Consider the following 17,177-nt stretch of genomic DNA (forward strand, 5'->3'; position numbering starts at 1 on the left):
CTCCCCTCGGCCTCGCCTCCCGACGTTCCTCCTGCGAACGTAGACTTGAATGGGCCGGAGCCACGCGCTCCGGCCCCCTTTTTATGAATGCGGCCGGCGACCGGGACGCGCCCTCAGCATTATTAATGGACGGATGGGCTGGTTCCGGAGTATGGCTCTGCGGGCACCATGAGCGCTGGCTCGCATGCCGCGCCGCATAGACAGGGGCAATTGCAAAGGGGGCGTGATAATTTCGCAACAGTTCATGTTCTCAGCGATTTTTTCGCGCGAAAGCGGCGGTATTGCTGGAACAATTCGCGCATCTTGCACTAACGGGATGGCGGAAAAAGTCTTCTTGTGGACGTGAGGGTCGATGTAGCGTCGCAGCAGTTCGCAATTTTAATATTGAAAAATTGGCAAGATCGTTGCGAAAGATGCGCAGCGGATTTTGAAGGAGGTCCCATGAGGAAGATTGCCCTAGGTATGGCTGTGGCAGCGACGGCGCTGGCCGCACCCGCGATGGCCCGTGATGGCCAAGGCTATTTCGGTGCCGACATCGGTTATACCGATCCGGAAGCTCACCGGATCAACAGTGAAGTTACCCCGGTCCTTCGAGAGAAGGAAAAGGACGGCTACGAGCTGGGCGCGTTCGTCGGCTTCGATTGGGGCAAGATCCGTACTGAAGCCGAAGTGGCTTATCAGGAATTCGATCCCAAGAGCATCACCGAGATTTGCTGCGGTTTAACGCAGAACCTTGGCGGCGAGTCCCACCTGACGACCGCAATGGTCAACGCGCTGCTCGACTTGGGCGGTGAGGATGGCGGTGTCGCTCTGGCCGTCGGGGTTGGCGCTGGACGCGCCTTCCTTTCCACGAATCTGTTCGATGCGACGGGCTCGGGCCTGATGAAGGACAGCGACAGCGCGTGGGCCTATCAGGGGATCGCGCAAGTTCGCATGCCGATCACGAGCTGGGGCGAAATCGGGTTGAAGTACAAGTACCTCAACACGGGAAGCTTCCACCTTCGCGACCTGTCGGGTGAGCGTCATTACACCGAAATGGCAACGAGCACCTTCCTGGTGAGCTTGATCGCGAATTTCGGCGGTGCGGCACCGCCTCCGCCGCCTCCGCCTCCGCCTCCGCCGCCGCCTCCGCCGCCGCCTCCGCCGCCTCCGCCGCCCCCGCCCCCGCCTCCGGCAGCGGTATGCAACAAGGGGCCGTACATCGTGTTCTTCGACTGGGATAAGTCGGACATCACGCCTGAAGCGGCGACCATCCTCGACAGCGCGGTGACGGCATACGCCAACTGCGGGACCGTGCCGATCATGCTCGCCGGTCACACCGACCGGTCGGGTTCGGCGCAGTACAACATGGGTCTGTCGCAACGCCGGAACGCCAGCGTCACGGAGTATCTCACCAGCCACGGCATCGCGGGCAGTGCGATCACCAGCCAGGCGTTTGGTGAGACAATGCCGCGTGTGCCAACTGCGGACGGTGTGCGCGAGCTGCAGAACCGCCGCGTCGAGATCACTTATGGGCCCGGTTCGGGCTTCTAAGCACTCTCGGCATCAGCCAAAGCAAGGGGCCGGAGGAGCAATCCTCCGGCCCCTTTCTTTTTAGAGGCAGTGGAGTTCGGCCTAGCCTTGCGCGCGCCGGGACAGCTCAACCATCGCCGGGAGGACCGGCGAGATGTCGTAGCCGGCCGCGGATGCGGCGGAGGCAATCGCCTTGAGCGGCTTGCGGTTCGCCGCCTGCGCGAGTGCCCACAGGAGCGTCGAGCGCGTGCCGGTACGACAGTATGCGAGGACGCTTCCTCTCGCCTGGCTCAGCGCGTGGGCCATCGCCCGCACTTGAGCGTCGTCGAATGCCCCGGGGGTGATCGGGATCGCCAGATAATCCATTCCAGCGGCGCGCGCGGCGGCTTCGATGGCCGGGCCGGAGGTCTGGTCCTCCGCTTCGCGTTCGGGACGGTTATTGACGATCAACGTGACACCCATGGCACTCGCCTCCGCCACGTCCGCCAGCGTCAATTGCGGGCTGGCGAGAACGCTGTCGGACAGCTTGCGGAAATCGCTCATGGTTCTGCCTTCGATTTACTCGCGCGCTTGCGGCGATTGCGGCTGGCCATGTTGAGCAACTCAACCCCGACGGAGAAAACCATGGCCACGTAGATGTATCCCTTGGGTACGTGGAAACCGAAGCCGTCGGCGATCAGCACCAGTCCGATCATAACCAGGAAAGCCAGAGCCAACATCACCAGCGTCGGATTCTTGTCGATGAATCTTGCCAGCGGGTCGGCGGCGAACAGCATTATCCCGACAGTGATCACGACCGCCAGAACCATGATTGGAATCTGGTCGGTCATCCCCACGGCCGTGAGGATTGAATCGACGGAGAACACCAGGTCAAGGGCGATGATCTGAGCAATCGCGGCCGTAAGGCCGATTTGCGCCACGCCCATGTCCTTGTCGAGCAATTCGCCCGAACTCTCCTCCGGGTCCATATTATGGTGAATTTCCTTCGTCGCCTTCCACAAGAGGAACAGCCCGCCGGCGAGAAGGATGAGATCGCGTCCCGAGAATGCCGTCTCGAAGCTCAATTCTCCGTGCGCGTCCGGCGCCCCTTGCAAGCCCAGATCGAAAACCGGTCTTGTGAGGGTGACAAGCCAGCCGATCAGCATCAACAGGGCAATGCGCATGACCAAGGCAAGCGCCAGCCCGATGCGGCGAGCGCGAGACTGCTGCGATTTCGGCAGCTTGTTCGAGAGAATGGCGATGAAGACCAGATTGTCGATCCCGAGAACCACTTCGAGAACGACCAGGGTCAGCAGCGCGAACCAGGCCGAAGGATCTGCGGCCAGTGAAATCAGGTCCATGGCCGGCTTGTGCCGAAGCATCGCCCCTGTGGCAAGCGAGCGAAAACGGCACGGCCGACACCGGTGCTCTCAGCCGCTGTTAAATTGTTCGCACAATGCTCATTTTACGCTATAGGCAAACGGCGATAATGCGGGGGGATCGCCTCCGTTAGCGGTTCGGCGTTTTTCGTCCATAGCGCCGGGCGTTGGATGAGGGCGAAGCGAAGGTACGTGCGTTAGATGGGTTACGATAGAGGTCGTCGCGGCCGGGGACGCGACAAGCGGGATGGATTCGGCGAAGAAACGTTTGATCCGTTCCAGGATGGGGGTGCGCCGCAGTTCGGCGGTGGTGACCGGTTCGGCGGCGGCAGTCGGTTCTCCGATGACCGCGGCAGCGGCGGTGGTTTCCGAGGCGGTGGCGGCGGTGCTGGCGGCGGCGGTTTCCGCGGCGGTGGCGATGGCGGTGCTCCGCGCGGCGGCGGCATGCCCGCCCAGGTGGTCGGTACCGGCCAGGGCAAGGTCAAATTTTTCAACACCCAGAAGGGCTTCGGCTTCATTCAGCGCGACGAAGGCGGCGAGGACGTGTTCGTCCACATCAGCCAGGTCGAGCGTGCCGGCCTCGAAGGTCTGGCCGAAGGTCAGGAACTGCAATTCAACCTGGTCGACCGCGGCGGCAAGATTTCCGCAGCCGACTTGCAGGTTGTCGGCGATGTCATTGCGGTGGCGCCGAAGGCGCCGCAGCGCGAACTCACGGGCGAAAAGGCCACCGGCACGGTCAAGTTCTTCAACGCGATGAAGGGCTTTGGCTTCATCACTCGTGATGACGGCAAGGAGGATGCGTTCGTCCACATCAGCGCGGTCGAACGCTCGGGCCTGCCGGGAATAAACGAAGGCGACCGGTTCGAATTCGATCTCGAGGTCGACCGACGAGGCAAATACTCGGCGGTCAACCTTGTGCCCGTTCAGGGCTGACACGCCCGCTCAGCGCCCGGTTGTTTGACCGGGTCGGGGCAAGTCCATAAACGGACGCAAATGGCGGCCCGGCAGGGCCGCCATTTGTCATTCCACCCGTGTCATTCGAATTCGAGGAAAGCTGTTGCCATGTCGATCACCCCGCTGATGCCCGTCTACCCCCGGTGTGGCGTTCGGCCCGTCCGCGGCGAGCACTGCCATTTGATCGACGAGGACGGTACGCGCTATCTCGACTTCGCCGCAGGTATCGCGGTCAACCTGCTCGGGCATTCCCATCCGGGGCTGATCGGCGCGATCCAGCAGCAGGCGGCGACGTTGATGCACGTCTCGAACCTGTATGGGAGCCCGCAAGGCGAAGCGCTGGCCCGGCGATTGGCCGACCTAACTTTCGCCGACACGGTCTTCTTCACGAACTCGGGCGCCGAAGCGGTCGAGTGCGCGATCAAGACGGCGCGTGCCTACCACCAGTCGGCCGGCAACGACCAAAAGTTTGAGCTGATCACCTTCAACAACGCGTTCCATGGGCGGACGATGGCGACGATCAGCGCGTCGAACCAGGAGAAGATGCACAAAGGCTTCTCGCCGCTTCTGCCCGGCTTCAAGTACGTCGAGTTCAACGACCTCGAGGGCGTGAAGGCGGCGATGGGGCCGCACACCGCGGGATTCCTTGTCGAGCCGATTCAAGGCGAGGGCGGAATCCGCACCGGCACCGAGGAGTTCCTCCGCGGCTTGCGCGAGTTGGCCGACGAGAACGACCTGATGCTGGTGCTCGACGAAGTGCAATGCGGGGTGGCGCGCACGGGCACGATGTTCTTTTACGAGCAGGTCGGCATCGAGCCGGACGTGATGGCGATCGCCAAAGGCATCGGCGGGGGATTTCCGCTCGGCGCGTGTCTGGCGACGGAAAAGGCGGCGCGCGGGATGACTTTCGGCACGCACGGATCGACCTACGGCGGCAATCCGCTGGCGATGGCCGCGGGGATGGCCGTGCTCGATGCCGTGGCGAACGACAAGTTTCTCGCCGAGGTGCGCGAGAAGGGCGAGCGCATCCGCACCCGGCTTGAGCAGTTCATCGGCAATTACCCGGACCTGTTCGAATCCGTGCGGGGCAAAGGTCTGATGCTCGGCCTCAAGATGAAGGTCGAACCGCGGCCGTTCATGCAGCACCTGCGCGACACCCATCAGTTGCTGACCGTTGCCGCGGGTGACCAGACGTTGCGGATCCTGCCCCCGCTGGTCATCGGTGACGCCGAGATCGACGAATTCTTCGAGAAGCTCTCGGCGGGCGCTGCCGATTACCAGCCGGCGGAGGTTTGAGATGACGGTCCGGCACTTCCTCAATTTGTCGGACGCAGGCGGTGATGCGATCGCGGCGATGCTGGCCGATGCGATCGACCGCAAAGCCGCTCGCGCCGCCTGGCCGAAGGGCAGGCCCGATGCCGACCAGCCGCTCGCCGGCCACGTGTTGGGGATGATCTTCGAGAAGAACTCGACTCGTACGCGGGTAAGCTTCGACATCGCCATTCGCCAGCTCGGCGGAAGCTCGCTGGTGCTCGACGCGGCGAATACTCAGCTCGGGCGGGGTGAGACGATCGCCGACACCGCCCGCGTGCTCAGCCGGATGGTCGATGCGATCATGGTCCGCACCGACGATCACGCGAAGATCGAGGAAATGGCCCGTTACGCCTCGGTTCCGGTGATCAATGGATTGACGGACCTGTCGCATCCCTGTCAGGTGGTTGCCGACTTGCTGACCGTTATCGAGCAGGGCAAGGCGCTGCCGGGGCTCGAGGCCGCCTGGCTCGGCGACGGCAACAACGTGCTCCACTCCATCCTCGAGGCCGCCGGCCTGATGAAGTTCAACGTGCGGGTCGGGACCCCGCAAGGATACGAACCGGCTGAAGAGATCGTCGCGTGGGCACGCGCGAACGGAGCTCAGGTGACACTGACTAATGACGCAACCGAAGCGGTGGCGGGCGCCGATATCGTCCTCACTGACACCTGGGTGTCGATGGGCCAGGAACACACCCACAACAAGCTCGCCGCGATGGCACCCTTCCAGGTCAACGACTCGCTGATGAGCGGGGCGAAAGGCGATGCGAAATTCCTGCATTGCCTACCGGCTCACGTCGGCGAAGAGGTCAGCGAAAGCGTGTTCGAAGGGCCGCGATCGGTAGTCTTCGACGAAGCCGAAAATCGTATCCACGCCCAGAAGTCGGTCTTGCTGTGGTGCTTCGGCAAGCTCTGAGCGCCTGCCTTCAAACCCGCTGACCGATCACCATATGGTCGCGCGATGACCAGTGAAATCGACAACGGAGCCGAGACGGGCTTCGATCGCCTGCTGCAATTCACGTTGCCCGACCGGAACGCCCGCGGCCGCATCGTCAGGCTCGGGCCGGCGCTCGAGGATATTCTCGCAGCGCATCCTTATCCTCCCGCGCTGAAGCACTTGCTGAGCGAAGCGTTGGTGCTGACCGCGTTGATGGGTGCCTTGTTAAAGGACGAAGGCAGCCAGCTAACGCTGCAGGCTCAGGCGCACGATGGCATCGTCAATCTGCTGGTCTGCGATTACCGGGGCGGCGAATTGCGCGGCTATGCGCGGCATGATGAGGAGCGCTTCGCCGAGCTCGGCACGAATCCGTCGCTGAGCGAAATGTTCGAAGGCGGCTATCTGGCGATCACTTTCGATCTCGAGGCGTCGGGCCAGCGCTATCAAGGCATCGTCCCGTTGCACGGCCACTCGCTGGCCCACTCGGTCGAGCAATACTTTGCTCAGAGTGAGCAGGTTCCCACGCTGATCCGGATCGGCGTTCGCGGAGGCATTGGCGGGATCATCGGTGCAGGCTTGCTAGTCCAGCATCTCGCCGAGGGCGAGGGAGGGGGGGAGCGTCTCCACCACAGGGCGAGTCATCTGGAGTGGGATCACGTCGTGGCCTTGGCGGGCAGTCTCACCGAAGAGGAACTCGTTGATCCCGAACTGAGCCTCGAAACGCTTGTCTGGCGATTGTTCCATGAGGAGCGCGAGGTGCTTGTCTTGAAGGGTGAAGCCATCACGCGCGGTTGCCGCTGTTCGGTGGTTCACTTCGAGGAGGTGCTCGCGAGGTTCTCGAAGGAAGACCGCAAGGATATGCGCGACGAGAAGGGGATCATCCGTGTCGATTGCGCCTTTTGCTCGCGCGAATTCCTGATCGAGGACTGATGTCGCTTGCGGCCCGCGCACGCGCGACTTAGCGCTGCAGCATGGCCGTCACTTCGCCACATCGGGGGACCGAGCGCCGCGCCGTGGTGCTGTTGTCGGGCGGTCTCGACTCGATGGTCACCGCCGGACTGGCGCACGAGCAGGGCTACGAACTCCACGCGCTGACAATCGACTACAGCCAGCGGCATCGCCGCGAACTCGAGTCGGCCGAACGGGTCGCGGCCGCGCTCGGCGTGAAGCGCCACGTGATCCTGCGGCTCGACCTGCGCGCCTTTGGAGGCTCCGCGCTGACGGATGTGATCGACGTGCCAAAGGGAGGCCTCAGCGGCGGAATTCCGGTGACCTATGTCCCGGCGCGCAATCTCGTCTTTCTCTCGCTGACGCTGGCCTGGGCCGAGGCCCTCGGCGCGCGGGACATCTTCATCGGCGTCAATGCGCTCGATTATTCAGGCTACCCGGATTGTCGGCCCGAATTTATCGCCAGCTTCGCCGAAACCGCCCGGTTGGCCACCAAGGCTGGTGTCGAAAGCGGATCGTTTGCGATTCACGCCCCCCTGCAGCACCTTGGCAAGGCGGAGATCGCCGCCGAGGCCGCGCGTCTCGATCTCGATCCGGGGATGAGCTGGTCGTGTTACGATCCCACTCCAGACGGCTTGGCTTGCGGTATGTGCGACAGTTGCCGGCTGCGGCTCAAGGGCTTTGCCGAGGCCGGCCTCCGGGATCCGCTGACTTACGCGAACGAAAGCTGAGTTGCGTCAGCTCGATGGAAAGATCCCCGCGTCGGCAAGTGCCGTGATCAGCTCGGCGAGGGCCGTTCGCGCTTCCGCGTCGACAACGCGGCCACCACTCGACAAGCCCCGCTTGCGCCCGAATCGCCGCTCGCCTAGGGCGCGCCGATGCTGCGCCGCCTCTACGACTGGGTTCTCGACAAGGCGGCGCATCCGCATGCCGGCTGGTGGCTGGCGTTCTTCGCCTTTGCCGACGGCGGGCTGTTTCCTTTTCCGCCGCATCCGCTGCTCGCGGTCCTGTGCCTGTCGCAGCCCGGCCGCGCGGTGCGCTATGCGGCGATCACCACGGTGGCTTCGATCGCCGGCGGGGTGTTCGGCTATTTCGTCGGCCACTTTCTCTACGACAGCATCGGTCAGGAACTGCTCGGCGCGCTCGGCCTGACCCGCAAGTTCCCGGTCGCGGCGTGCTACCTCAAGGCTTACGGGGTGGAGATCATCGTGCTCAAGGGCGCGACGCCGATCCCGTTCCTGCTGCTGACGGTGACCGCCGGGTTCATCAATTTCCCGCTCGGCAAGTTCGTCCTCGCCAGCCTGCTTTCGCGCGGGGCGATCTTCTTCGGCATCGGGGTGCTGTTCAAGGTCTTCGGCCCGCCGATCAAGACCTTCATCGACAAGTACTTCGCCTACGTCGTGGTTGCCGTGCTGCTGGTGATTGCCGGGCTGTTCTACGCCGTCGACGTCGCCGGCAGCGGGACCTCGGCGAGCGACCAGTGCGCCGCCGCCAAGCTCGACCCGACTTACGCCTGAGGTCTTAGCGCGCCGCCAGGGCGGCGGCGTCGGCCCTGGTCCGCAGCGCTTCGGCGACCGGGTCCTTCGTCCGCAACTTGAGCGAGGCTTCGGCGGCTTCCTTCGCGCCCGCCGCGTCGCCCGCGGCAAGCAGCGCGGCGGCGACGTCGCGGCGCACCGGGTACCAGAACGCCGGCGGGTCGGTGAAGTCGTTGAACTCGGGCGTTTCCTCGATCTCGGCCGCCTGGCGGAAGTGCTCCGCCGCCGCCCTCGGGTCGCCGCCGAGCATCGCCATGCGCCCGGCAAGGACCGCGCGCATGACCCCGAGCATCTGCTCGGGCGCCTTCGAATCGTGTTTCTTCGGCTTGGCGATGGTCGCCGGAAGCGCGTCCATCTCCGCCTTGACCGCCGCGGCGTCGCCCGCGCTCGCCGCCGCCTCGCCGCGGGCGTAATGCCACGCGGCCTTGAGGTAGGGCAGCTTCGGTTCGGCCAGTTTGGCGACCGACTGGGGATCGAAGCGCGCCACCGCCTCGTAGCCGAGCGCCGCCATCAGCTGCATCGTCGGGCTGCCCTCGTCGCGCGCGGCGGCGACTTCGACCAGCGGCCGGGCGAGGTCGAGCCCGATCCTGGCGTCACCGGCCATCAGCGCCCCGCCGAGCCCGTAGAGCACGTTGTGCGAATGGTACGGCAGGCCCCAGACACCGTCGGGCCCGGGCAGGTCGAGCCGCTTGGCGTTCTCGATTCCCAGCTCGACCGCCCGCGCGTTGGCCTGCGCGGTGTCCTCGTAGCGCCCGAGCCAGTACCAGGTGTGACCCGACATATGCACGAGATGGCTGGCCCGCGGAGCCAGCGCGCCGAGCTTGTCGGCGTAGGGCTCGGCCTTCTGCGGCTGGGCCAGCGCTTCCTCGGCGTGGATGTAGAAGTGGATCGCCGGGGTGTGGTTCGGATCGCGCGCGAGAACGCCCTCGAGCAGCGCCGCCGCGCGTTCGATCTTGGCGTGGTCGAAGTCGCCCTTCCCCTGGGAGAAGGCGTTGAACGAATCGACCATCAGCGCGTCGGCGGTGAGGACGGCGATCTCGTTGTCGTCGGGGAACTGAACCTGCACCGCGAGCATCGCCTGGGCGTAAGCGGCGTCGCGCTTGTAGGGGTTGCCCGAGCGATAACGCTCGACCAGCGCGGCGGTCAGCTCGCGCTCCTTCGAGGTGCCGCCTTGCACGGCCAGGACTTCGGCCTCGCGGGCCAGCGCGAGGAGCGGCTTACGCTCGTCCTTGTCCTTGCCGTAGTTGATCGTCGGGCCTTCGACGAGCGCCTGGCCCCATTTGCACATCGCGCAATTGGGATCGAGCGCCACGGCCTGCTCCATCGCCGCGCCTGCCGCGCTGTGGGCGAAGGCGGCGCCGAGCTCCATGCCGTTGGAAAAGAACGCCTGTGCCTGCGGCACGCTCGTGGTCACCGTGAAGCCGCCGGTGCCATAGCCGGTCAGCAGCGTCGGCACCTTGGGCTTGAGGTTGTCGGAATGCGAATGCGCATCGTGGGCCGCCGGCATCTGCGCCGCGTGGTCGGCGGGCTCGGGCTTTGTCGGCGCGTCCTGCGCCGCGCCCGCCGCGGCCAGCGCCGCCGAAGCCACCGCCGCCGTCCAGTACCGCTTCATACCGACCCCCCAGCCGCGCCGCGCTAGATAATCCCGACCGCTTTCCCGGCGCGCGCGAACATGCCGAGGATCGTCTCGACTTCCTCGGCCGAGTGCTCGGCGCAGAGCGAGCAGCGCAGCAGGGTCATCCCGGCAGGCGTCGCCGGCGGCCGGGCGAGATTGACGTAAAGTCCCTCGTGCAGCAGCGCCTCCCACATCGCCGCGCCGTGCTCGAGGTCGGGCATGATCACCGCGACGATCGCGCTTTGCGGCTCCTTGGTGCCGAGCGTGAAGCCGAGTTCGGTAAGCCCGCCGTGGAGACGCTTGGAATTCTCCCACAAGTGCGCCCGCTTGTTGGAGCCGTGCATCAGCTTGCGGATCGAAGTCGCCGCGGTGGCGACCACGCTCGGCGGCAGGCTGGCGGTGAACACGTACGGGCGGCAGACCAGCCGCAGGATTTCGAACTTCGGATGGTTGGAAACGCAGAAGCCGCCCACCGTGCCGACCGATTTCGAGAAGGTGCCGATGATGAAATCGACCTCGTCGATCACCCCCTGCTCTTCGGCCACGCCGCGCCCGTTGGGGCCGATGAAGCCCATCGAATGCGCTTCGTCGACCAGCACCATCGCGCCGTGCTTCTTGGCGATGGCGACCATCTCCCTGAGCGGGGCAACATCGCCGAGCATGGAGTAGACGCCTTCCAGCACGACCAGCTTGCCCGCCCCTTCGGGAATCCGCCGCAGCCGGTTGTCGAGCGCTTCGAGGTCGTTGTGCTTGAACGGCACGATCTCGGCGTTGCCCATCGCGCAGCCGTCCCAAATGCTGGCGTGCGAGTCGATGTCGAGCACGACGTAGTCGCCTTTGCCGGCGATCGTCGCGATGATCCCGAGGTTGGCTTGATAGCCGGTCGAGAAGACCATCGCGTGATCCATCGCGTAGAAGTCCTTGAGCGCCTGCTCGCACTCCTTGTGGCCCCGGTAAGTGCCATTGAGGACGCGGCTGCCGGTGGTGCCCGAGCCGAATTCCTCGAGCGCTTTCTTGCCCGCCTCGATCACGTCCCGATCGAAGGTCATGCCCATGTAATTGTAAGTGCCGAGCAGGATCGTGTCGCGCCCGTTGCAGATCGCCCGGGTGGGGCTGAGCACTTTCTCCATCACCAGGCTGAACGGATCCTCGACCCCGTTGGCGAGCAGGTCCTCGCGCTGCTTGATCAGCGCGTCGAACTTGCTGAACAGGTCGCCCACCGGTGTCGGCTGGTCGGCCTGGAGGGGGGCGTCGGGCTGGCTGATACCTTCGCTCATTGTGCGCTCAGGTGTTCTGCAGACGGAACACGGCGTCGACCAGCTGGCCCCAGGTTTCGATCTCGGCCTGCTGGTTCATGCTGATGATGATGTCGAACTCGTCCTCGATCGCCGCGACGAAATCCATCACCGTCAGGCTGTCGAACTCGAGGTCGCCGGCGAACGTCGTCCCGTCCGCGATCGTCACGCCCTTCTTGTTGAAGGGCTCGATCAGCTTGCGGATACGCTCGTCGACTTCGGCACGATCCATGCGCGCACTCCTATGAATGGAATGCGGCGCAAAAGCGGCTTGGCTAAACGAATGTCAAGCGTGCAGCGGCAGCGGGGCGGGCGCGGCCGAGCGGTCAAGCAGGCCCTTCACGGCGTTCATGAACGGCACGATCGACACCGGCTTGGCGAGGTATCCCTCGGCGCCGACCTGCCGAATCCGTTCCTCGTCGCCCTTGCCGGCATAGGCGGTCACCGCCAGCACAGGGATGTCGCACAGCGCCACATCGTTCTTCATCCCGGCGATCAGGTCGAGGCCGGAGATGTCCTGCAGCTGGATGTCCATGATCACCAGATTGGGGACGAAGGATCGCGCCCTCTCGATCGCCATGCCGCCATCCGCTACCGGTTCGACGTCGAAACCGCTGGCCTGCAAGACGTCGCAGAACAGCTTTCGGTTCAAGTCGTTGTCCTCGACAACGAGGATTCTCTGCGTCATTGCGCCCCCGATCCCCTTCCGCCCCCCGGCGAAAGTTTGTGGATAGCAAATACCCTACTTGTGGATAACTTACAATTCTCAAAGCTAATCAATCGATCCCGCCCGACCCCTCAGGATTAGCCCTTAGCGCGCTCGCCTGGGTGCTTACGAATGAGAAGCGCGCCCGGCGATTTCTCGACCTGACCGGCCTGACGCCCAAGCAATTGCGCGGCGGAATCGAAACGCCGGCGCTGCAATTGTCGGTGCTCGAGTTCCTTTGTGCGCACGAGCCCGACCTGCTCGCAGCCGCCGAAGCGCTCGGTGTCGACCCCGCGGCGATCCCGGCGGCGCGCGAAAGGCTCCGGCGATGAGCCGGCCTCTGGTGGTCACCGATTGCGACGAAGTGCTCCTGCACATGGTGCGCCACTTCCGTGAGTGGATGGCAGAGCAGCATGGGGTCGAGTTCGACCTGAGCGGCAATCCCTTTGCCGAAACGTTCGTCCTGCCCGGCCGGACCGAGCCGCTGAGCTTCGACGAGAAGTGGCAGTTCCTCGATGCTTTCTTCGACGACGAGATGGCCCGCCAGACGGCGATCCCCGGGGCCGTCGAGGCGATCGCCGAACTGCAGCGCGAGGCCGACGTGGTTGTGCTGACCAACCTTCAGGACCGCTACAACGCAGCCCGGGCGGCGCAGTTGCGCGAGCACGGCATCGCCACCAGGGTCGTCACCAACCAGGGGCCCAAGGGTGAGGCCTTGCGGCGTATCGTCGACGAGTTCGCTCCCTCGCGCGCGGTGTTCATCGACGACCTCGCGCACCACCACGCTTCGGCGGCGGAAGTCCTGCCCAAGATCTCGCGCCTGCACTTCTGCGGCGAGCCGGCGATCGCGCCGCACATCCCTTGTGCTCTCGACGCCGGTCACGCCCACGCCAGGATCGACACCTGGGCGGAAGCCTTGCCCTGGCTGCTCGAAACGTTGCATGGAACGAAAGTATGAGCATCGCCCAACGCCTCGCCGAACTCGGCATCGTGCTGCCGCAACCCGCCGCGCCAGTAGCGAGCTACGTCCCGGTGGTGGTCGTCGGCGGCCTCGCGCACGTCTCCGGGCAATTGCCGTTCATCGACGGCGCGCTGGTCACCGGCCGGCTCGGTGAGGACGTCGATCTCGACCTCGGCGCCCGCGCCGCGCGCGCCTGCGGACTGATGATCCTCGCGCAACTCAACGCCGCGCTCGGCTCGCTCGACCGGGTCGAGCGGGTGGTCAAGCTCGGCGCTTTCGTCAATTCCGCCACCGTTTTCACCGATCAGCCGAAGGTCGCCAACGGCGCCTCGGACCTGATGGTCGAGGTGTTCGGCGACGCCGGCAAGCACGCCCGCAGCGCCGTCGGCGTACCGGCCCTTCCGCTCGGCGCGGCGGTCGAGGTGGACGCGATCGTTGCCTTGGGCAGCGCTTGACGGCTGGCTCTCGCCCGCGCCCGATCCGGCGCGCATCGGCTGGCTGAAAGGCCGCGACTACGCCCACCGCGGCCTTCACGGCGGCGAGGCCCCGGAAAATTCGCTTTCGGCGTTCTCGGCGGCGATCTCGCACGGGATGGGCATTGAGTGCGATGTCCAGCAGACGAGCGACGGCCGCGCGATGGTATTCCACGACCGGGATCTCGACCGGCTCACCGGCGAATCCGGCCCGGTCGCGGGACGCAGCGCCGCGGCGCTGGCCCAGATCGCGCTCGGCGGCGGCAATGACCGCATCCCGCGCCTGAGCGACTTTCTCGGCATGATCCGCGGCCAGGTTCCCCTGCTGATCGAGATCAAGACCCGCCGCGAACGCCGGGTCGCCGCGCTGTGCCTCGCCGTGCGGCGCGATGTCGAAGGTTACCGCGGCCCGGTCGCCGTGATGAGCTTCGACCCTCGCGTCGGCGGCTGGTTCCGCCGCCACGCCCCGCACATCGTGCGCGGCCTGGTAGTAACCGAGGAAGGCGCGCGCACCTTCTCGGGGTCCGTGCGCCGCCGCCTCGCGCTGTGGCAGGCCGGGCCCGACTTCCTCGCCTACGACGTGCGCGACCTGCCGAGCTCCTTCGCCGCCGCGCAGCGCCGGCGCGGCTTGCCGGTGCTCACCTGGACGGTGCGCAGCGCCGCCCTGCGCGAACGCGCCATGCAATGTGCCGACGCACCGATCGTCGAGGGCGAAGGTGTCGCGGAGAACGGCAAGAACCTGTAATATCGGCGCGATGGCCGATTCCGACCTCATTGCCCGCGTTGCTCCAGCCGTCGGCGCGATTGATGCCGAGGAGTGGGATCGGCTCGCGGGATCGGGCAATCCCTTCATGAGCCACGCGTTCCTCACCGCGCTCGAAGATTCGGGCAGCGTCGGGCTAGGCACCGGGTGGGACCCGGTGCCGGTCGTGATCGAGGACGGGCGCGGCACGCTCCACGCGGCGCTGCCGGCTTACGTCAAGAGCCACAGTCAGGGCGAATACGTGTTCGACCACGCCTGGGCCGATGCCTGGCATCGCGCGGGCGGGCGCTACTACCCCAAGCTGCAGATCGCCGCGCCGTTCACGCCGGCGACCGGGCCGCGGCTCCTGCTCGAAGACGAGGCCTATGCCACGCCGCTGCTGCGAGCGGCCGAGCAATTGTGTGCGCAGCAAGGCCTCTCCTCCGCCCACGCGACCTTCATCGAGCCCGAGCAGCGGCACCTGTTCGAACGCGCCGGCTGGCTGCTGAGGAACGACATCCAGTTCCACTGGGAGAACCGCGGCTACGCCAGCTTCGAGGACTTCCTCGCCCAACTGTCCTCGCGCAAGCGCAAGGAGCTGCGCAAGGAACGCGCGCGGGCGCAGGAGGGGGTCGAGATCCGCCACTTGACTGGCGGCGACTTGCGCCCAGAGCACTGGGACGCATTCTGGCAATTCTACCAGGACACCGGCGCGCGGAAGTGGGGCCATCCGTACCTGACACGTTCGGCGTTCGACTTGTTTGGCGAGCGGATGGGCGAGCGGGTCCTGCTGGTGCTGGCTTACGAGAATGGCGACGCGATCGCCGGGGCGCTCAACTTCATCGGCGCGGACGCGCTCTACGGCCGCTACTGGGGCTGCACCCGCGACAAGCCGTTCCTCCATTTCGAGCTGTGCTATTACCAGGCGATCGACGCGGCGATCGCGCGCGGCTTGCAACGGGTTGAGGCGGGGGCGCAAGGCGGGCACAAGCTGGCGCGGGGCTACGAGCCGGTGCGCACGTGGTCGGCGCACTGGATCGCCGATCCGGGCTTTCGCGAGGCGATCGCCGACTTCCTCGAGCGCGAGCGCGAAGGCGTGGCGCAGGAGAGCCTTTATCTCGGCACCCGCACGCCGTTCCGGAAGGGCGGGTGACGAATCGCACTATCGCGAGCTTCTGTGCTTGTAACCGATTAGCGTGACGATGTCAAGAAATAATTACCAAATAGGTTAGGCGGCACGCCGCTCCCCGGCTCCCAGCCACTGCCGCGCGCGGCGCTGCGCCTCGGCGATCTCGCGTGCGCTCATTTCGTCGGAAATGTCGGCGCGGCACCAAGCGGCTTCTTCGTGCCCCTGCGCGGCGGCGAGGTTGAACCACTTGTGCGCCTCGATCAGGTCGCAGGCGACACCGTGGCTGCCGATCGAAAAGGCGACACCGAGGTCGAAGTAGGCGCTGTTGCTGCCCTTGGCGGCGGCCGCCAGGCACTTGGCGACCAGCAGGTCGGCGGCAACGGCTTCGGCGCTGCGGATTGATTTCACGTTATCGATCTTGGCCAGTTCCATGATCGCTCTCCCCAAGAATTTGCCGAGCGCCCCCGCTGCCGGCTTGCTGCACCAGTGTTCCACCCGGCGCCCTCAACAAATGGTTAACGGCCTCGGGGAATTGTTAACCACATCCCTTGCGACCGTTCGGCAGCGCTTAATCATTTTCCGATTAAGGCACTTGCGTTGCCGCTTGTGCGCCATCGGTGCTGTCCGTATAGGCCGCGCCATCCGGGTCGGCGGCGCGTGCGAACGCGGCTGAATCACAGCATCGGCCGGGGTGGGACTGACCAGTTGCGGAGGTGCCCGAATGGCATCTGTATTGGGTGATGAGATCGACGTCCTGGCCAAGGCCAAACGTGCGCTCGACGCCGACTACACGCCGACCGAAGACGAAGCGTACATGTCGGAGCAGCAGCTGAATTATTTTCGTGTGCTGCTGCTCGAATGGAAGAAATCGATTCTCTCGGCCTCGGAGTTCACCCTGCAATCGCTGCAGGACGGGCCAATCCGCGAGCCCGACCTCAACGACCGCGCCTCGAGCGAGACAGACTGGGGTATCGAGCTGCGCACTCGCGACCGCCAGCGCAAGCTCATCGCCAAGATCGATGCGGCGCTGCGTCGAATCGACGAAGGCGAATACGGCTGGTGCGAAGTCACTGGCGAACCGATCGGAATCAACCGCCTGATCGCCCGGCCGATCGCAACGATGACGGTCGAAGCCCAGCAGGCGCACGAGCGGCGCGAAAAGGTTTCGCGCGACGACTGACCCGGTTCGGGACGTTTTTGCAAATACTTGCGCGGCGTTAAACAATCGAAAACCACAGTCGGCGAATACGCTCGAAACACGAATTGCGCGCGGGCCAGCGTTCGCGCCGTGTCCAGCTAACCAGGAGAGCCCCGCGAGATGGCCAATGTCGAAACTCGCCAGGTCGAACGCGACAGCTTGCTGTTGATCGCCCAGGTGCGCATCGACGGCGGCAGCGGCGGCGAGCACCGCGTCAAGGTCCGCAATCTTTCCGCCGGCGGCATGATGGCCGAAGGCGATGCTCCGGTGGTGCGCGGTGTGCTGGTTTCCGTCGGCCTGCGCAACATTGGCTGGGTCGAGGGGACGGTCGCCTGGAAGCAGGACGACCGGTTCGGCATCGCCTTCGTCGAGGAAATCGATCCCAAGGTGGCGCGCGCCCCGATCGCCGCCGGCGCGCCCGACCTTTCAAGTCCACGCTTCACCCGCCCGCCGCTCGACCTGTACACAGCGAACTTGCGCAAGATCTGACCTTTCGCCACGAC

At 65.3% G+C, this 17,177-nt stretch carries 21 protein-coding genes; 14 read left to right on the forward strand and 7 right to left on the reverse strand.

Annotated features, from left to right (window positions below):
- Positions 1 to 441 precede the first annotated feature (441 nt).
- On the forward strand, positions 442 to 1,533 hold the full coding sequence (locus tag G7B69_RS08130) for an OmpA family protein (RefSeq protein WP_166178009.1): 1,092 nt from the start codon (positions 442 to 444) through the stop codon (positions 1,531 to 1,533).
- Between the two features lie 81 nt (positions 1,534 to 1,614).
- Here G7B69_RS08130 and G7B69_RS08135 read toward each other — a convergent pair whose 3' ends face one another.
- Positions 1,615 to 2,055 (reverse strand): protein tyrosine phosphatase family protein, encoded by a 441-nt coding sequence (locus G7B69_RS08135; RefSeq protein WP_166178011.1) that lies wholly within the window; start codon positions 2,053 to 2,055, stop codon positions 1,615 to 1,617.
- Positions 2,052 to 2,852: a TerC family protein gene (locus tag G7B69_RS08140; RefSeq protein ID WP_166178013.1), complete on the reverse strand. Its 801-nt coding sequence runs from the start codon at positions 2,850 to 2,852 to the stop codon at positions 2,052 to 2,054. Before G7B69_RS08140 ends, G7B69_RS08135 begins: the two co-directional genes overlap by 4 nt.
- Before the next feature lie 219 nt (positions 2,853 to 3,071).
- Here G7B69_RS08140 and G7B69_RS16940 point away from each other — a divergent pair, with 219 nt between their 5' ends.
- The 6 genes from G7B69_RS16940 (at position 3,072) to G7B69_RS08170 (ending at position 8,537) form a co-directional block, all read left to right on the forward strand.
- Positions 3,072 to 3,803 (forward strand): cold-shock protein, encoded by a 732-nt coding sequence (locus G7B69_RS16940; RefSeq protein ID WP_166178015.1) that lies wholly within the window; start codon positions 3,072 to 3,074, stop codon positions 3,801 to 3,803.
- A gap of 129 nt (positions 3,804 to 3,932) precedes the next feature.
- The gene (locus tag G7B69_RS08150; protein ID WP_166178017.1) at positions 3,933 to 5,120 is read left to right on the forward strand and encodes an aspartate aminotransferase family protein; all 1,188 of its coding nucleotides are present in this window, start codon (positions 3,933 to 3,935) and stop codon (positions 5,118 to 5,120) included.
- Position 5,121: 1 nt separating this feature from the next.
- Positions 5,122 to 6,051: an ornithine carbamoyltransferase gene (gene argF / locus G7B69_RS08155; protein WP_166178019.1), complete on the forward strand. Its 930-nt coding sequence runs from the start codon at positions 5,122 to 5,124 to the stop codon at positions 6,049 to 6,051.
- Between the two features lie 45 nt (positions 6,052 to 6,096).
- Positions 6,097 to 7,002 (forward strand): Hsp33 family molecular chaperone HslO, encoded by a 906-nt coding sequence (gene hslO, locus G7B69_RS08160; RefSeq protein ID WP_166178021.1) that lies wholly within the window; start codon positions 6,097 to 6,099, stop codon positions 7,000 to 7,002.
- Positions 7,003 to 7,043: 41 nt separating this feature from the next.
- Positions 7,044 to 7,751, forward strand: a complete 708-nt coding sequence (queC, locus tag G7B69_RS08165; RefSeq protein WP_166178023.1) for a 7-cyano-7-deazaguanine synthase QueC — start codon at positions 7,044 to 7,046, stop codon at positions 7,749 to 7,751.
- A 147-nt stretch (positions 7,752 to 7,898) separates the two neighbouring features.
- Positions 7,899 to 8,537: a YqaA family protein gene (locus tag G7B69_RS08170; protein WP_166178025.1), complete on the forward strand. Its 639-nt coding sequence runs from the start codon at positions 7,899 to 7,901 to the stop codon at positions 8,535 to 8,537.
- A 4-nt stretch (positions 8,538 to 8,541) separates the two neighbouring features.
- Here G7B69_RS08170 and G7B69_RS08175 read toward each other — a convergent pair whose 3' ends face one another.
- The 4 genes from G7B69_RS08175 to G7B69_RS08190 are packed head-to-tail and all read right to left on the reverse strand — an operon-like array spanning position 8,542 to position 12,153.
- Positions 8,542 to 10,167, reverse strand: a complete 1,626-nt coding sequence (locus G7B69_RS08175; RefSeq protein ID WP_166178027.1) for a hypothetical protein — start codon at positions 10,165 to 10,167, stop codon at positions 8,542 to 8,544.
- Positions 10,168 to 10,190: 23 nt separating this feature from the next.
- A complete protein-coding gene (spt, locus tag G7B69_RS08180; protein WP_166178029.1) occupies positions 10,191 to 11,447 on the reverse strand; it encodes a serine palmitoyltransferase in 1,257 nt (418 codons plus the stop codon).
- 7 nt (positions 11,448 to 11,454) lie between these two features.
- The gene (locus G7B69_RS08185) at positions 11,455 to 11,697 is read right to left on the reverse strand and encodes an acyl carrier protein (protein WP_166178031.1); all 243 of its coding nucleotides are present in this window, start codon (positions 11,695 to 11,697) and stop codon (positions 11,455 to 11,457) included.
- A gap of 54 nt (positions 11,698 to 11,751) precedes the next feature.
- Entirely contained in the window at positions 11,752 to 12,153 is a 402-nt protein-coding gene (locus G7B69_RS08190; RefSeq protein WP_166178033.1) for a response regulator, read from the reverse strand.
- Positions 12,154 to 12,248: 95 nt separating this feature from the next.
- Here G7B69_RS08190 and G7B69_RS08195 point away from each other — a divergent pair, with 95 nt between their 5' ends.
- The 5 genes from G7B69_RS08195 to G7B69_RS08215 are packed head-to-tail and all read left to right on the forward strand — an operon-like array spanning position 12,249 to position 15,500.
- On the forward strand, positions 12,249 to 12,503 hold the full coding sequence (locus tag G7B69_RS08195) for a DUF3572 domain-containing protein (protein ID WP_279323156.1): 255 nt from the start codon (positions 12,249 to 12,251) through the stop codon (positions 12,501 to 12,503).
- Entirely contained in the window at positions 12,500 to 13,129 is a 630-nt protein-coding gene (locus G7B69_RS08200) for an HAD family hydrolase (RefSeq protein ID WP_166178035.1), read from the forward strand. Before G7B69_RS08195 ends, G7B69_RS08200 begins: the two co-directional genes overlap by 4 nt.
- Complete coding sequence (locus G7B69_RS08205) at positions 13,126 to 13,587, forward strand: RidA family protein (RefSeq protein WP_166178037.1); 462 nt, start codon at positions 13,126 to 13,128, stop codon at positions 13,585 to 13,587. The genes G7B69_RS08200 and G7B69_RS08205 overlap by 4 nt, the downstream gene beginning before the upstream one ends.
- Positions 13,568 to 14,350 (forward strand): glycerophosphodiester phosphodiesterase family protein, encoded by a 783-nt coding sequence (locus G7B69_RS08210; RefSeq protein WP_166178039.1) that lies wholly within the window; start codon positions 13,568 to 13,570, stop codon positions 14,348 to 14,350. Before G7B69_RS08205 ends, G7B69_RS08210 begins: the two co-directional genes overlap by 20 nt.
- Before the next feature lie 10 nt (positions 14,351 to 14,360).
- The gene (locus tag G7B69_RS08215; protein ID WP_166178041.1) at positions 14,361 to 15,500 is read left to right on the forward strand and encodes a GNAT family N-acetyltransferase; all 1,140 of its coding nucleotides are present in this window, start codon (positions 14,361 to 14,363) and stop codon (positions 15,498 to 15,500) included.
- Positions 15,501 to 15,575: 75 nt separating this feature from the next.
- Here the strand turns inward: G7B69_RS08215 and G7B69_RS08220 are convergent, their stop codons facing one another.
- Entirely contained in the window at positions 15,576 to 15,908 is a 333-nt protein-coding gene (locus G7B69_RS08220) for an SEL1-like repeat protein (RefSeq protein ID WP_166178043.1), read from the reverse strand.
- Positions 15,909 to 16,197: 289 nt separating this feature from the next.
- Between G7B69_RS08220 and dksA the strand changes: the two genes are divergently transcribed.
- Both dksA and G7B69_RS08230 read left to right on the forward strand, forming a co-directional pair.
- Positions 16,198 to 16,656 carry an RNA polymerase-binding protein DksA gene (gene dksA / locus G7B69_RS08225; protein ID WP_166178045.1) on the forward strand — a complete coding sequence of 153 codons (459 nt, stop codon included), beginning with the start codon at positions 16,198 to 16,200 and terminating at the stop codon, positions 16,654 to 16,656.
- A 138-nt stretch (positions 16,657 to 16,794) separates the two neighbouring features.
- Positions 16,795 to 17,163 carry a PilZ domain-containing protein gene (locus G7B69_RS08230; RefSeq protein WP_166178047.1) on the forward strand — a complete coding sequence of 123 codons (369 nt, stop codon included), beginning with the start codon at positions 16,795 to 16,797 and terminating at the stop codon, positions 17,161 to 17,163.
- The last annotated feature ends 14 nt before the right edge of the window (positions 17,164 to 17,177 follow it).

The sequence above is a fragment of the Croceibacterium segetis genome (assembly GCF_011320115.1).
GTDB lineage: Bacteria > Pseudomonadota > Alphaproteobacteria > Sphingomonadales > Sphingomonadaceae > Croceibacterium_B > Croceibacterium_B segetis.